Below are 14,808 nucleotides of genomic sequence, written 5' to 3' on the forward strand. Positions count from 1 at the left end.
CGCCCGGCGCACGCCGGTCCGCCCCGAATTTCCCGATGCCCCGTTTTCATCCGGCCCCATCGGTGGACAATCAGGAGCATGAGTCAGCAGGGGGGAAGGCCCACCGGTCCCGCCGGTCCCACCGGACCTGAGGACGACTGGTGGGGGCAGCTGTACGACGACTCCACCGACGACACCGGCCCCACGGCCGCACCCGATTCCCTGGACGACCGTTTCGCCTCGGCGTCGGACACGCTGGCCCGCGGACCGGCGGCCCCCGGCCCCGGCGAGCCGACGCACCCGGCGCCACCACCGTCCCCGACCGCGCCGGAACCGGGACGGCCCTGGTGGTCCAGGACCCCGCCCGCCACCGTCCCCGGCCCCCGCACCGGGGACGACGCCCCACGGGGCAGCGCCCCGCCGCAGCACGCGGACCTACCGGGACCGGGCAACGGCTCGGGGGAACGCGGCCCGTACGGGCCTCCGGGCTCCCCGGGGGCGGGTGACGACGGGCCCGGGGACGGTGGGCCCCCGCGGGCCGCCGGGCCGTCCCGGCCCCGGGCTCCCTGGGAGCCTCCGTCCGCGACATCCGCCGCTCCGAGGAGCTTTCCGGCCGGGAGTCCCGACCCCGGCGACACGGGCGCGCCGGACGCGCCGGGGCCCACGCCCGCCGGAACTCCGCCGCCGGGTGACTCGTCGGGTCCCGTGTCGCCGGGGGCGGGGTCGGTGTGGTCGGGGGGCGGGCAGTCCGGTCCTGTGCCGCCCACCGCGCCCGGTGCCGGGCGGGCCGGTCCGGTGTCGTTCCCGGCGTCCGGTGCCGGGCGGCCCCCCGCGCCGAGGCGGCCGGATCCGCGTGGGCCGACCACGTCCGGGTCCGGGGCCGCCGACCTCAGGGAGCCGCCCGAGGCGGTCCCGCCGACCCCGACGGTGTCCGACCTGCCGCCGCTTCCGCCGCCCTTCCTCCCCTCGTCGGACGCCGACCGCGACTACGTCGGCAGCGGGCCGCCCACCTACGACGCCGAGCCCACCGCGCTGCCGCCCGCCGATCCCGACGGCCTCGAAGGGCTGGTCCCGGACACCGTGCTGGAGGGCGCCCGGTACGGGACGTGCACGCTGCGGGCGGTCTCCGTGCGCGGGGACTCCGCGCGGTACCGGGGCGAGCCGCGGCGCGACGCGCTGCTCGTCGCCCGGTTCGGCGCGGGCGAGCAGGCGCTGGTCCTGGTGGCGATGGCGACCGGCGCCCGGGCCACCGCCGGGGCGCACCGGGCGGCGGCCGAGGTGTGCCGGTGGATCGGACGGGCCGTGGGCCGCAGCCACGCCCGGCTCGCCGAGGACCTGCGGGCCGCCCGGCGCGGCGACCTGAAGTCCGGCCTGCACCGCCTCACCGACCGCAGCCTCGGCCGGCTCCGGGCGGGCGCCGCCGAACAGGGCCTGGCCCCGGACGAGTACACGGCCACCCTGCGCTGCCTGCTGCTGCCCGCCGACCCCGGGTGCCGCACGCGGGTGTTCTTCGGCGTCGGCGCGGGCGGACTGCTCCGGCTGCGCGACGGCGCCTGGCAGGACATGGAGCCGGACGCCGGTGACGTGACCGGAGAGCCCGTCCTCGGCTTCGGCTCCGGGCCCCACGGCGCACCGGGCGACGCGCCCGGCGAGACGCCCGAGGGCGACCGGCTCACCATGGACCTCGGCATCACCACGCCCCCGGGCCCGTACGATGGCCCGCCCGCCGGGACGCCCCGCGAGCCCTTCCGTTTCCGGGCCTCCGTAGCCCGCCCGGGTGATGTGCTCCTGATGTGCACCGCGGGCCTCGCCGAGCCACTGCTGAGCGAGCCCGACCTGGGCGAACTCCTCGCGCGGCGATGGGCGGGCCGCCCGGCACCCGGACCGGTGGAGTTCCTCGCGGACAGCGGCGTACGGGTCAAGGGATACGCGGACGACCGTACGGCCGCCGCCGTTTGGGAGGCGTGAGACCGCTCGCTGTGGCATAGCTGGACCCATGGCCAAACAGAACGTCGCGGAACAGTTCGTCGACATCCTCACCCGCGCCGGGGTCCAGCGCCTCTACGGAGTGGTCGGGGACAGCCTCAACCCGGTCGTGGACGCCGTGCGCCGCCACTCCGGCATCGAATGGGTGCACGTGCGGCACGAGGAGACCGCCGCCTTCGCCGCCGGGGCGGAGGCGCAGATCACCGGGAAGCTCACCGCGTGCGCCGGTTCCTGCGGTCCCGGCAACCTCCACCTCATCAACGGCCTCTACGACGCCCACCGCTCCATGGCCCCCGTCCTCGCCCTCGCCTCCCAGATCCCGTCCAGCGAGATCGGGCTCGGCTTCTTCCAGGAGACCCACCCCGACCAGCTGTTCCGCGAGTGCAGTCACTACAGCGAGCTGATCTCCAGTCCGAAGCAGATGCCGAGACTGCTGCAGACCGCCATCCAGCACGCCGTCGGCCAGGGCGGCGTCAGCGTCGTCTCGCTGCCCGGCGACATCGCGGACGAGCCCGCCCCGGAGAAGGCCGCCGAGACGGCGCTCGTCACCTCCCGGCCCACCGTCCGGCCCGGCGACGAGGAGATCGACCGGCTGGTCCGGATGATCGACGACGCCGACCGGGTCACCCTGTTCTGCGGCAGCGGCACCGCGGGCGCGCACGCCGAGGTCATGGAGTTCGCCGGGAAGCTCAAGGCACCGGTCGGGCACGCCCTGCGGGGCAAGGAGTTCATCCAGTACGACAACCCGTACGACGTCGGCATGAGCGGACTGCTCGGCTACGGCGCCGCCTACGAGGCCACCCACGAGTGCGACCTGCTGCTCCTGATCGGCACCGACTTCCCGTACAACGCCTTCCTGCCGGACGATGTGAAGATCGCCCAGATCGACGTCCGGCCCGAGCGCCTGGGGCGGCGCTCCAAGCTGGACCTCGCGGTGTGGGGCGACGCGCGGGAGACGCTGCGGTGCCTGATCCCGCGGGTGAAGGAGAAGAAGAGCCGCCGCTTCCTCGACCGGATGCTGAAGAAGCACGCGGACGCGCTGGAGGGCGTCGTCAAGGCCTACACCCGCAAGGTCGACAAGCACGTCCCGATCCACCCCGAGTACGTGGCCGCCCTGCTGGACGAAATGGCCGACGACGACGCGGTGTTCACCGTCGACACCGGGATGTGCAACGTCTGGGCGGCTCGTTACATCTCGCCCAACGGACGCCGCCGCATCATCGGTTCCTTCTCCCACGGCTCGATGGCGAACGCGCTGCCGATGGCGATCGGCGCCCAGTTCACCGACCGGCGCCGGCAGGTCGTGTCGATGTCCGGCGACGGCGGGTTCACCATGCTGATGGGCGACTTCCTCACCCTCGTCCAGCACGACCTCCCGGTGAAGGTCGTCCTCTTCAACAACTCCTCGCTGGGCATGGTCGAGTTGGAGATGCTCGTCGCCGGCCTGCCCTCGCACGGCGTGGCCAACAAGAACCCCGACTTCGCCGCCGTCGCCGAGGCCTGCGGCGTCTTCGGTGTCCGGGTGGAGAAGCCCAAGGACCTGGCCGGGGCGCTGAAGGCGGCGTTCAAGCACAAGGGCCCCGCCCTCGTCGACGTCGTCACCGACCCCAACGCCCTGTCCATCCCGCCGAAGATCAGCGCCGACATGGTCACCGGCTTCGCCCTGTCCGCCTCGAAGATCGTCCTGGACGGCGGGGTCGGACGCATGGTCCAGATGGCCCGTTCCAACCTGCGCAACGTCCCCCGCCCGTGACCGGACCGACGACCCGGCCGAAACCGGATGACTGCCGGGGGCCCGAACGGGCAAGGCTTTCCCCGTGAAGTTGTTCGACCGGAGCGGGACAGACGGGGGGAGACGACATCAGCGCGCCGACGGGGGACATGAAGGAGCAGGCGGTGCCACAGCTCAGGCGGCGGCTCGGCCGGGCGGATCTGCGGGCGGTGCCCGAGGCCCGGCGGGCGCTGCGTGAGCTGCTGCGGCACTGGGGCGGGCCCGGGCAGTCGGAGGTCGCGGAGCTGCTCGCCAGCGAGCTGGTCACCAACGCGCTTGTGCACACCGACGAGGGCGCCGTCCTGACCGCGACGGTCGGGCCGCGTGCCCTGCGGGTCGAGGTACGGGACTTCGTGGGCCGGGGCCGCCAACCCCGGCCGCGCGCACCGCAGCGGGACGAGAGCACCAACGGCAGAGGGCTGGTCCTGGTCGAGTCGCTCGCCGACGACTGGGGCGTCCGGCCCTGCGAGGTGGGCAAGTCGGTCTGGTTCGAACTGGGCGCGGAAGCGGACGCGGAAGCGGCCTGAGGCGCCGGGGAGACCGGCGCCTCGGGCCATCGGCATCACATACGGTGCGCGCTCGGCCTAGCCGAACTGCTGCTCCAGGTCCTTGAGCTTGCGCTCCAGGGAGTCCAGGCGGGGCAGGGCCTGGGTGTCGTCCTCAGCGGTGAGGTCGACGGTGTCGACGGACATCTGCTCAGACCCGCTCCGCACGGGCTGCAGGGAGGGCCGCCGGCTCGCCGCGGGCAGTTGCTCCGGGGTCGATATGGCAGGCTCCGCGGCAGCGCGTTCCGAGCCCCGTTCGACCTGCTGCACCTCGACCTCGACCTGACGGCCGCCGCGCCCGGGGAAGCCGCGGTGGCCGTGGCCCCGGCTGATCGCCTTGAGCTGCGCCCGCTCCAGCCGCTCCTGCTCGCGCCGCCGGAGCTTCTTCTCCTCCTTCTGGCGCCGGTCGTCGCGCACCTCCTCGACCGCCTCGTCCAGGCTGCGCACGCCCTCCAGGAGCATCAGCGACCAGGCGCGGTACGTCTCGCGGGGCGCGCGCAGCCAGCGGACCATGCGGATCTGCGGCAGCGGACGCGGCACCAGACCCTGCTCGCGCAGGGCGGCCCGGCGGGTCTGCTTCAGGGCCCGGTCGAACAGCACCGCCGCCGACAGGGACATGCCCGCGAAGAAGTGCGGGGCACCCGCGTGCCCCAGGCCGCGGGGCGCGTGCACCCAGTTGAACCAGGCCGCGGCGAACGCGAAGGCCCACACGAGTATCCGCGAGCCGAGCGCCGCGTCACCGTGGCTGGCCTCGCGCACCGCGAGGACGGAGCAGAACATCGCCGCACCGTCGAGCCCGAACGGGACCAGGTACTGCCAGCCGTCGCTCAGGCCGAGGTTCTGCTCGCCGAAGCCGACCAGACCGTGGAAGGAGAGCGCCGCGGCGACCGCGGCACAGCAGAAGAGCAGAACGTAGGAGAAGGTGCCGTAAAGGGCCTCCTTGCGCCGGCGGCGCTCCTCCATGCGCTCCCACGAGTCGTCCGCGCCCGCGTCCTTCCCCGAGGAACGCTTGCCGCGCGCGAGCACCGCCACCGCCGCCAGCATGCCCAGGAGCAGCACGGCGCCCGGAAGCAGCCAGTTCAGCGATATGTCGGTCAATCTCATCAGGGGTCCCTTGCAGTGGGATAGGGCGTAACGCCCGCCATGGTGGCCCAAACCCAGCGGCCCTCAGGGGGTTTCGGGGCAAGAGGCCGCCAAGGGAGTGCAGAGGGGGTGCCCAGGGCGGCGTTCTGCTCGAACTGCCGCGTGAGGGGCGGGAGTTGAGTTCGATTAAGACTACCCGTACGGGTGGTTCCACGGAAAGTTCCCGCCATGTGTGGGGGAGTTGTGGAACAACGCGGATGATCTTAGCCGACGGTCGGTCGGCCCGCGGTGGCGAGCAGCTTCTCCACGCGGTCGGCGTCGCAGGTCCGCGGGCAGGTGGTGCAGGTGTCCTCGGGGCGCAGGGTGTAGAACATGCAGCAGCTCGCCCGGTCCCGGGTGTGCAGCGGGGTGCCGTCCGGCCCCTTCAGCTCACGGAACGCCGCGTCCCCGACGTACGGCTTGGTCGCGCCCGGCAGCAGCAGCTCCAGCTCGTGCCGCGCCCGCTCCTGCTCGCCGAGCAGATGGGCGACGTACCACAGGCCCTCGACGACCTCGTCGGTCGCCATCCCCCACAGGGCGCGTCCGCGCCGCCGCATCCGGGGGCCGAATCCGGCCAGGACCGGTTCCAGGTGCTCGGCGACCGAGGCCCGCAGCTCGGCGCGCAGCGCCTCCTCGTCGGCGACCACCCGGGCGCCGGGCAGACCGGCGGCGGAGTCGCCGGGGAGGCAGGCGAAGGACGCGGCACGCACGGCCATCCGGCCGAGGGGGAGCCCGGCCGCCGTGCGGTCGTAGGACACGTGGGCCGCGGGGTGCCGGGGCACCCGGCGGTGCAGGAACCACGGCACGGTGATCAGCAGGCAGGCGGGCCACGCGTACCGGTGCAGGCCGAAGCTCGCGATCACGTCCGGCCGGGCCCGCTGTCCGTAGTCCCGCAGCACCTGTGCCTCGTCCCAGGCGAGGAAGGCCGCCAGCTCCGCGCCGCCCGCGGCGAGGGAGGCGGCCGTGACCCAGCCGTCGCCGGTCGGGATCTCGTCGGCCGCGGCCAGTTCGCTCACGCCCAGCCCGGGGAGGACCTCGGACAGGCGCGCGTAGGCGTCCGTGAGGGCCGTGCGGGCGACAGGCATGCGGGACCACCGATCCACGTCGGGACAACGGGCTGCTTAGAGGTAAGCCTTACCTTACCCAACCTGTTCGGGATTTGAACTGACGGCCCCTGCGCTTATGGTGCTTGACGGACAGGTGACAACCCGCCGTAATGACCCCAAGTACCGACACGTCCCGCAGGAGGACCCGTGAAGCACAGCGCGCAGGGCGCCGCAGGAACGGGTGCGGGTACGAGTGCGGGTACGGGCGCGAGTACGGGCGCGGCGGCCGAAGCGGTGCGGATCCCGGTGCAGCCGGGAGCGGCGGACAGGGCACGGGACCGGGCCCTCCGCGGTGGGGAGCCGGACGGCTCGGCGCGCGGCGAGCACACCCACGGCGAACCGCCGATGCCCCGCCCGCGCGCCCTCGTCCAGCGTTCCTCCGTGCGCGGGCAGATCCTCGACGCCCTGCGCTCCGCGCTGGTCACCGGTGAACTGCGGCCCGGTGAGGTCTACTCGGCGCCGGTGTTGGGCGAGCGGTTCGGCGTCTCGGCCACACCCGTGCGGGAGGCCATGCAGCAGCTCGCCCTGGAGGGCGCCGTGGAGGTCGTCCCCAACCGGGGCTTCCGCGTCCTCGAACGCGGTGACCGCGAGCTGGCCGAGCTGGCCGAGGTCCGGGCCCTGATCGAGGCCCCGGTGTGGCTCCGGCTGGCCCGTACGGTCCCCGCCGAGCACTGGGCGGAGCTGCGCCCCCTCGCCGAGGCCACCGTCCGGGCCGCGTCCTCCGGCTGCCCGGCCACCTACGCCGAGGCCGACCGCGCCTTCCACCGCGCCGTGCTCGCGCTGGCCGGCAACGAACAGCTCGTCCGGATCGCCGGTGACGTGCACCGCCGCGCCCAGTGGCCGCCGGCCGGCTCGCCCTCCGTGCGCGGCCGGGCCGACCTGGTCGCCGACGCGCACCAGCACACCGCGCTGCTGGACGCGCTGATCGCCGGCGACCCGGACGCGGTGCGGGCCCTGGTCGGGGATCACTTCACGGCCACGCCGTGAGCCGAAGGCCCGGGGTGGGTGCGCTCGCCGGCGCTTGCCGGGTGCCGCTGCGCCCACCCGTGCCGCCCCAGCGGCACGACTGCCCGCAGCGGCGGCGAGCGCCGCGGGCTAGGACACACGGCGCCCTTCGCCCGGGCGCCCGGACCGGACGTGCCTCGGATCGGGCGTGCCTCGGGTGGGACGTGCCTCGGGCCGGTCGTGTGCCGGGCGTTCTCTGGGCCGGGCTCCCGGGGCGGCGTCCCTGAGCCGGGAGCCCGGACGAAGGCGCGCTCCGGGCCTGGTGCGCCTCGGGCCCGGGCGCCCCTGAGCGAGGGGCCCGGACCTGTGTGCCCCGCCGCTAGCGGACCTCCTGCCGTTCGGTGCGGCTCGTGGGTACCTGCTTACCCGGCTTCTCGGACTTCCCCGTGGCGCGGGTCCTGCCGCCCTTGCGGCGCCCGGTGCGGAGACCGGCGTCGCGGTGGTGCAGCTCGATGGCCAGCGGAGAGGCGGTGAAGACCGACGAGTACGTGCCGACTCCCACGCCGATCAGCAGCGCGAGCGCGAAGTCGGTGAGCGAGTCGTCGGCCAGGACCGCCAGCGAGGCGAGGATGAGCACCGCGCCCATGCCCGTGTTGACCGTGCGCGGCAGGGTCTGCAGGATCGCGTCGTTGGTGAGCCGGTCGAACGGTGTCTTGCGCTCCTTGCCCAGCAGTTCCCGGATGCGGTCGAAGAGCACCACCGAGTCGTTGACCGAGTAGCCGATCACGGTCAGCAGCGCGGCCAGGAACACCCCGTCGATCGGCTTGCCCAGCCAGGCGAACACCCCGACCAGAATGACCACGTCGTGGGCGAGTGCGCCGACCGCCGCCGTGCCGAACAGCAGGCGGAACCGGACCGCCAGGTACGCCAGCTGCGCGGCCAGCGCCAGGCCGAGGGCGATCAGGGCGTCCCGGCGCAGTTCCTCGCCGAGGCTCGGGCCGATCAGCTCGTCGCGCACCTTCTCCGTCTCGCCGCCCAGTTCGGCGACGGCCTTCGTGACGGTCGCCGCCTCGGCGTCGGTCAGCTCCTCCGTGCGCACCGTGAGGTCGCCGTCGCCGGAGGACTGGACGACGGCGCGCGGGAAGCCCGCGTCCGCGAGGGCGTCCCGCGCCCGGTCGGGATCGACCTGGGTGGCGGTGGAGTACTCGATGAGCCGCCCGCCGGTGAACTCGATGCCGAAGTTCAGGCCCCGCACCAGGATGCCGGAGCCCGCCACCACGAGGACGATCAGTGAGGCCGCCAGCCAGCGGCGCGGCCGGCGCATCAGGAAGGGGTTGCGGCGCAGCAGGGCGTCACGGACCGGGCCGGTCGAGGAGATGCCGGTGATACGGGGGCGACGGAAGACCGCCGGGCGGCTCGCGGCGAACTCGGCAAGCACCCGGGTGATCACCAGCGCGCTGACCATCGAGGCCAGCACACCGATGCCGAGCGTGACGCCGAAGCCCTTGACCGGACCGGAGGCCAGGAAGAACAGCAGGGCGGCGGCGATCAGCGTGGTGATGTTCGAGTCGGCGATCGCGCTGAAGGCGCTGCGGAAACCGGCGGTCAGCGCGGAGCGCGTACTGGGACGGGTCCGGGCCGCCTGTTCCTCGCGGGCCCGCTCGAAGACGAGGACGTTGGCGTCCACCGCCATGCCGATCGCCAGCACGAAGCCCGCGAGGCCCGGCAGGGTCAGGGTCGCGCCGACCGCGGCCAGGGCGGCGTAGGAGATCAGGCCGTAGCAGAGCAGGGCCACCGTCGCGAGGGCGCCCATCAGCCGGTAGACGACGATGATGAACAGCGCGGTCAGCGCGGTGCCGATGACGGCGGCCCAGGCGCCCGCCGAGATGGCCTCGTCGCCGAGGGTGGCGCCGATGGTGCGCTGCTCGATCGTCTCGACCGGCACGGGCAGGGCGCCGCCCTTGATGAGCAGCGCCAGTTCGCGGGCCTCGGTGTCGTCGAACGACCCGGTGATCTGCGTGGAGCCGCCGGTGATGCCCGCCCCGCAGGCCACGGAGGGGTCGACCTGCGGAGAGGAGATGATCTTGTCGTCGAGCACGATGGCGACCCTGCGCTGGGGATCACCGGCCGGATGGCAGGCCGCCTCGCCGGTCACCTGGGCCCACCGGTCGCTGCCGGCGTCCTTGAAGTCGACGGTGACGTGCCAGCCCGCGCCGCCCTGCTGGTCGAAGCGGGCGTCGGCGCCCTTCACGTCCTGCCCGGTCAGCGTGGCGTCCTTCAGCCGCAGGGACTGCCCGGACTCGTCCGGCAGCACCCGCTCGCCGTCCTTGGCAGCGGGGTTCTCCGCCGGGCCGAGCACCGAGTGGACGGTGAGCTGCGCGGTGCGGCCCAGCACGTCGGCGGCCTTCTTGGGGTCCTGCACGCCGGGCAGCTCGACGACGACGCGGTTCTCGCCGGAGCGGACGATGGTCGGCTCGGCGACACCGAGGGCGTCGATGCGGCCGCGCAGCACCTCCACGGTGCGGTCGGTGGCCTCCCGGTCGGCCTTGGTGGTCTCGGTGGACTTGGTCTCCAGGACGATCTGGGTGCCGCCGCGCAGATCGAGCCCGAGGCGGACCGGCATGGTAAGGGCGATAGCCACGGCCCCGGCCATCACGGCGAGCGCGACGAGCGCGCGGACGTTCAGGGAACGGGACCGCGTACGGGAACGGGAGCGGGAAGGGGGACGGGAGCGTTTCAAGACAGGCCTCCGGCGGGCACGCCGCGGCGGCGGCCGAGCGCGGCCGCGGCGGAAGAACGTGACGGGTGGTCGGGGTGTGCGTCTCAGCTGCCGGAGGAGACGGGAGGCGCTCGCCCGCTGTCGTGGCTCGTGCGGCCGGGGGAGACCGGTACCGGACCGGGCGTGGCCGAGGTCCGCGCGTGGGCACCGGGGGCGGCACCCGCGTCGCGCGCCGCGGTGGCCGCGTGGTGGTCGGGTGCCGTCGGGCGCTCGGCCAGGTGGTCGTGCCGGGCCCGGGGCTGGGCGGCGCAGACCGGCGTACAGCCGTCGTCCGCGTGGAGGTCGAGGGCCGGATGGGGCACGGCCGTGGCCGCGGCGGCCGCGAGGGGACCGCTGGGGCCCACCCGGGCGCCGGCCGCGGGCCAGGCCGGGACCAGCGGCAGCAGAACGGTCAGCAGCACCGTGAGCACCGTCGCGAGGCGGTGGCGCATGCACCGTTCCCTTCCGTGGTGGGTGAGCGGGCCGAGGGAGGAGCCCGGGGCTCCGGCCGGGGAGTGGGCGGCCAGAGCCACGGGCGGTTCGGGGGACCGTCAGGGCTCGATGAGCCCGGCGCGGATGGCGTACCGGGTCAGCTCCAGGCGGTCGCGCAGGCCGAGCTTCTGCAACAGGTTCGCCCGGTGCCGCTGGACGGTCTTGATGCTGATGAAGAGGATCTCGGCGATCTCCTTCGAGGAGTGGCCCTCGGCGACGAGCTTGAGGACCTCCTCCTCGCGCGGGGTGAGGATGTGGTCGGAGGTCTCCTCGCCGTGCCGTACCCGGTCGAGGTAGTTGCGGATGAGCGCGGTCACCGCGCCCGGGTACAGGAAGGGCTCGTCGCGCATCGCGGCGCGGCAGGCGGCGACGAGGTCCCGGTCGGCGACCGACTTGAGCACGTATCCGCAGGCCCCCGACTTCAGCGCCTGGAACAGGTACTGCTCGTTGTCGTGCATCGTCAGCATCAGGATGCGCAGCCCCGGCTTCAGCGCGGCCAGTTCGCGGGCCGCCTGGAGACCGGTGAGGCGCGGCATCGCGATGTCCAGGACCGCGAGGTCGGCCTCGTGCGCCCGCGCCATGTCGATGGCCTCCGCGCCGTCCCCGGCCTCGGCGACCACCTCCAGGTCCGGCTCCCGGTCGAGGATGAGGCGCACCCCGCGGCGCACCAGCGCGTGGTCGTCGGCGAGCAGGATGCGGATCTTCGACGGGGCGGACGCCGGGGACGGGCCGTACGCGGACGACGCGGCCGATGTGGACCTCGTGGACTGGGGCGTCGTGGGCGTCGTGGAGGCGTCGGCGGGGCGGCCGTGGGCGTTTGGCGCGGACGGCTCGGGCAGGGACGGGTCGGACATGGTCGGGGCTACTTCCTGGGGAGGGGTGCGGTGAGCCGGATGCGGGTGCCGGAGCCGGGTGCCGACGTGATGTCGAGGGCGGCCCCGATGAGCAGGGCCCGTTCCCGCATGCCGCGGATGCCGGCGCCCTCGTGCGCCGCCTCGATGCCGCGCCCGTCGTCGGCGACGGTGAGCGTCACCGCGCCGTCGGCGCCGGCCAGGCCCACCTCCAGGCGCTCGGCGTCCGCGTGGCGGGCGGCGTTGGTCAGGCTCTCCTGCGCCACCCGGTAGAGGACCAGCTCGGTCTCGTGGTCCAGGACCGGCAGATCGGCGTCGAAACGGCGCACCACCCGCAGACCGGTGTGGGTGGCGAAGTCGTGCGTGAGCGAGGACAGCGCGCTGATCAGGCCGAGGTCGTCCAGGACACCGGGCCGCAGCCGGCGCACCAGGCGGCGGACCTCGTCCAGGCTCTCCCGGGTGATCTCCTGCGCCTGGTGCAACTCTTCGCGCAGCGGCTCCTCGGCGTCGTCCGCGGCACGCCCCAGGACCAGCAGGATCGCGGTCATGCTCTGCCCGACCTCGTCGTGCAGCTCCTGGGCGATGCGGCGCCGCTCCGCCTCCTGGGCGAGCAGGACGCGGGCACTGCTGGTGGCCCGCTCGTTCTCCAGGCGGTCCAGCATGGCGTTGAAGGTGCGGATCAGCTCCGGGACCTCACCGCCGCCGGCCACCGGCAGCCGCTGGCCTGGGCGCAGCAGGTCCACGGTGGTCATCAGCTTGGTGAGCCGCTCCAGCGGCGCCAGGCCCCAGCGCAGCAGGGCGCCGTTGGCCACCAGCATGACGCCCATGCCGACCACGAGGACGACGGCCTCGGTCAGCAGGATCGGCACGGAGACGGTCACCGGAGCCCACAGCAGCAGCGCCGTGGCGAAGCCCAGCACCACCGCGTTGAGCCCGAAGATCCGCCAGAACAGGGACACCGGGGGTACGCCTCCTTCGGCGACGTGTCGACTTGGTACGCCTCTACTGTCGGTCATCGCGCACCCTCGGTGGGAGCTGCGGCCCAGGTAGCGACCGAGCAAGCGACCAGCGTGCTCCCCGCGGACCCGTCCGGTCGATGGGGCCCGACCCCCATTTCCGGCTCGCGGCATACCCATATGGCCGCCCCGGCGCACCGCCGAGTGGATCCCGCACCCCCGGGCAAATGGGTCCTGCGCCCGATGGGATTCCCCCGGCGGCCCGGCCAGGGTTGAGGATGACCGGGTCCGATCGGCCCGGCACTCGGCATACCCGCAGAACCTTCCGAGAAAAGGACCACTCATCGTGTCGCTCGACGCCTCCCGCATCGAACCCCGCCCCGAGCGGCTGACCGCTCACGAGGCGCGCCAGCGCCTCGAACACGCCCGCAACACCCGCGTCACCCAGTTGCAGGCCCTCGCCGAGAGCGGCCAGGCGGACGACCAGCTGATGTCCGCGCAGAAGGCCGCGATCGAGCGGGTGCTCAAGGAGATCGACGAGGCCTTCGCCCGGGTCGAGGACGGCACCTACGGCGCCTGCCTGGGCTGCGGCAAGCCCGTACCGGGGGAGCGCCTGGAAATCCTTCCCTACACGCGGTACTGCGTCGCCTGCCAGCGCCGCGCCGCCACCTGACGCCCCCGCCCCACCCTCTCGTCCAGTACCGTCCCTCCCGCCCTGCCCAAGGGGTGAAGTGGTGAACAACCAGATCATCGGCGACCGCGACACGCGTCTGTCGCCCCTGTCGCCCGAGGACCTCGCCGCGCTCCGGGACAACCTCCAGGAGCAACGGCTGTTCCGCGAGGAGCAACTGCGGCAGATCGCGGCGTTCCCGTCCCGCACCGACGAGCCGATCCAGCGGCGGTCCGCCGCGCAGACCGAGGTCCGGGTCAAGCTGGCGGCCTCCGCACGCATGGTCCTCGCCGACGTGGAAGCGGCGCTCGACCGCATCGCCGAGGGCCGTTACGGCCGTTGTCACCTGTGCCGGCGCGCCATCGACCGCGAACGCCTGATGATCGTGCCGCAGGCCCGCTACTGCGCGCGCTGCCAACAGGTGCGGGAGGCCGGCCGATGACCGTGCTCCGGCGGCCCCGCGCCGCCCTGTCCCGGCACCGGCCCTGGCCGCTGTGCCGGCAGTGCAGCGGCGTCGCCCTCGACATGGGCAGCGCCCGCACCCGCGCCTGGGTCGCCGGGCGCGGGATGATCCTCGACGTGCCGACGGTGACCTTCCCCGGCGCGGGCGCGGTGTACCCCATCCAGCGCGGCTCCATCGTCGACACCGAGGGCACGGCCCGGATGCTCGACCGGCTGCTGGGCCACCGGCTGCCCCGCTTCGCGCGTCCGGTGGTCGTGGTGACCGCGCCGGTGCTGGACGGGCTGGCCTACCGGACCGAGGCCCGTACGGCCGTGGAGGTGCTGCGCCCGCGCAGTGTGCTGACCGTGCCCAGCGCGCGGGCCGTGGCCCTCGCGGCGGGCGCCGACCTGACCCGGCCGCTGCTGGTGATGGACATCGGCGCCCATCTCACGGAGGTGGTGCTCCTGGTGGACGGTGCCGTCTTCGACGCCCGCCGCACGGCGCTCGGCACGGGGGACATCGACGACGCGACCCCGTCCGCGCGGATCGGCGAGGCGCTGGCCGACATGACGACCTCGATGCTGCGCCAGGACGGCACGTCCCTCACGGTCGACGCGCTCAGCCGGGGACCGCTGCTGGCGGGCGGGGGCGCGCTGCGCCCCGAGATCACCTGCCGGCTGGCCGACCGGCTGCACGTGCCGCTTCGCGCGGTGCCCGCACCGCACACGGCGGCCGTCCGCGGCGCCGCGAAGCTCCTGGAGTCCGCGCACACCCACCCGTCAGCCACCGGCACAGACCCACCGGACGGCCACCCGCACTGACCCGGCGCCGGGCCGGTCCTCGTCGTCGGTCCGTTTCCCGGTACGGCGGGGTGGGGCGGGGCCGAGATGTGGGTCGGTCGTCCGTGGAGCGGGGTGTGGTCCCGGCGGTGGGGCCTCGTGCACCGCTTCGGCGCACGGTCACCCACCCCGGGGGACGGACACCGCCCTCCCGCCGCCGCACGCGGATCCGTTCCGAGGCCACGGCTCCGGCGCGGGACGCCTGCCGTCGGGCGCGGCCCGGAGGCTCCGGCGTCCACCACTTGTCCGGCGGGCCGGGGTACCGCTCGCCCTCGGCGCGCCGGACCGGCCGCACCTCGCCCGGACCTTCCGCAAGCTGCCCCGTCCCCGCCCCGTCCCCGTCCCC

The 14,808-nt window shown here is 74.2% G+C and carries 13 protein-coding genes; 7 read left to right on the forward strand and 6 right to left on the reverse strand.

All coding sequences use genetic code 11. The features are described 5' to 3' along the window. The first annotated feature begins 78 nt into the window (after positions 1–78). The 3 genes from ACZ7MF_RS31695 (at position 79) to ACZ7MF_RS31705 (ending at position 4,263) form a co-directional block, all read left to right on the forward strand. Positions 79–1,947, forward strand: coding sequence for a protein phosphatase 2C domain-containing protein (locus ACZ7MF_RS31695; protein WP_471481696.1), 1,869 nt, complete (start codon positions 79–81; stop codon positions 1,945–1,947). Positions 1,948–1,975: 28 nt separating this feature from the next. After that, entirely contained in the window at positions 1,976–3,718 is a 1,743-nt protein-coding gene (locus ACZ7MF_RS31700) for a pyruvate dehydrogenase (protein ID WP_471481697.1), read from the forward strand. Positions 3,719–3,861: 143 nt separating this feature from the next. Beyond that, positions 3,862–4,263 (forward strand): ATP-binding protein, encoded by a 402-nt coding sequence (locus ACZ7MF_RS31705; protein WP_471481698.1) that lies wholly within the window; start codon positions 3,862–3,864, stop codon positions 4,261–4,263. A 57-nt stretch (positions 4,264–4,320) separates the two neighbouring features. Here ACZ7MF_RS31705 and ACZ7MF_RS31710 read toward each other — a convergent pair whose 3' ends face one another. Beyond that, positions 4,321–5,385, reverse strand: coding sequence for a DUF2637 domain-containing protein (locus ACZ7MF_RS31710; RefSeq protein ID WP_356859874.1), 1,065 nt, complete (start codon positions 5,383–5,385; stop codon positions 4,321–4,323). A gap of 242 nt (positions 5,386–5,627) precedes the next feature. Further along, positions 5,628–6,488 (reverse strand): (2Fe-2S)-binding protein, encoded by an 861-nt coding sequence (locus ACZ7MF_RS31715; protein WP_471481699.1) that lies wholly within the window; start codon positions 6,486–6,488, stop codon positions 5,628–5,630. A 168-nt stretch (positions 6,489–6,656) separates the two neighbouring features. On the opposite strand from ACZ7MF_RS31715, the gene ACZ7MF_RS31720 reads away from it, so the two are divergent. After that, the gene (locus ACZ7MF_RS31720; protein WP_471481700.1) at positions 6,657–7,496 is read left to right on the forward strand and encodes a GntR family transcriptional regulator; all 840 of its coding nucleotides are present in this window, start codon (positions 6,657–6,659) and stop codon (positions 7,494–7,496) included. A 337-nt stretch (positions 7,497–7,833) separates the two neighbouring features. On the opposite strand, the gene secD is transcribed toward ACZ7MF_RS31720, so the two are convergent. The 4 genes from secD to ACZ7MF_RS31740 form a co-directional block, all read right to left on the reverse strand. After that, positions 7,834–10,194 (reverse strand): protein translocase subunit SecD, encoded by a 2,361-nt coding sequence (gene secD / locus ACZ7MF_RS31725; protein ID WP_471481701.1) that lies wholly within the window; start codon positions 10,192–10,194, stop codon positions 7,834–7,836. 83 nt (positions 10,195–10,277) lie between these two features. After that, the gene (locus tag ACZ7MF_RS31730; RefSeq protein ID WP_471481702.1) at positions 10,278–10,664 is read right to left on the reverse strand and encodes a hypothetical protein; all 387 of its coding nucleotides are present in this window, start codon (positions 10,662–10,664) and stop codon (positions 10,278–10,280) included. A 99-nt stretch (positions 10,665–10,763) separates the two neighbouring features. Then, positions 10,764–11,558, reverse strand: coding sequence for a response regulator (locus ACZ7MF_RS31735; protein WP_471481703.1), 795 nt, complete (start codon positions 11,556–11,558; stop codon positions 10,764–10,766). 8 nt (positions 11,559–11,566) lie between these two features. Next, complete coding sequence (locus tag ACZ7MF_RS31740; protein WP_471481704.1) at positions 11,567–12,514, reverse strand: HAMP domain-containing sensor histidine kinase; 948 nt, start codon at positions 12,512–12,514, stop codon at positions 11,567–11,569. Between the two features lie 343 nt (positions 12,515–12,857). Between ACZ7MF_RS31740 and ACZ7MF_RS31745 the strand changes: the two genes are divergently transcribed. The 3 genes from ACZ7MF_RS31745 to ACZ7MF_RS31755 are packed head-to-tail and all read left to right on the forward strand — an operon-like array spanning position 12,858 to position 14,444. Next, positions 12,858–13,184, forward strand: a complete 327-nt coding sequence (locus ACZ7MF_RS31745) for a TraR/DksA C4-type zinc finger protein (RefSeq protein WP_356859888.1) — start codon at positions 12,858–12,860, stop codon at positions 13,182–13,184. A 58-nt stretch (positions 13,185–13,242) separates the two neighbouring features. Beyond that, positions 13,243–13,623, forward strand: coding sequence for a TraR/DksA family transcriptional regulator (locus ACZ7MF_RS31750; RefSeq protein ID WP_471481705.1), 381 nt, complete (start codon positions 13,243–13,245; stop codon positions 13,621–13,623). After that, positions 13,620–14,444: a rod shape-determining protein gene (locus ACZ7MF_RS31755; RefSeq protein WP_471481706.1), complete on the forward strand. Its 825-nt coding sequence runs from the start codon at positions 13,620–13,622 to the stop codon at positions 14,442–14,444. The genes ACZ7MF_RS31750 and ACZ7MF_RS31755 overlap by 4 nt, the downstream gene beginning before the upstream one ends. The last annotated feature ends 364 nt before the right edge of the window (positions 14,445–14,808 follow it).

This window comes from Streptomyces sp. NPDC111628 (genome assembly GCF_055635195.1).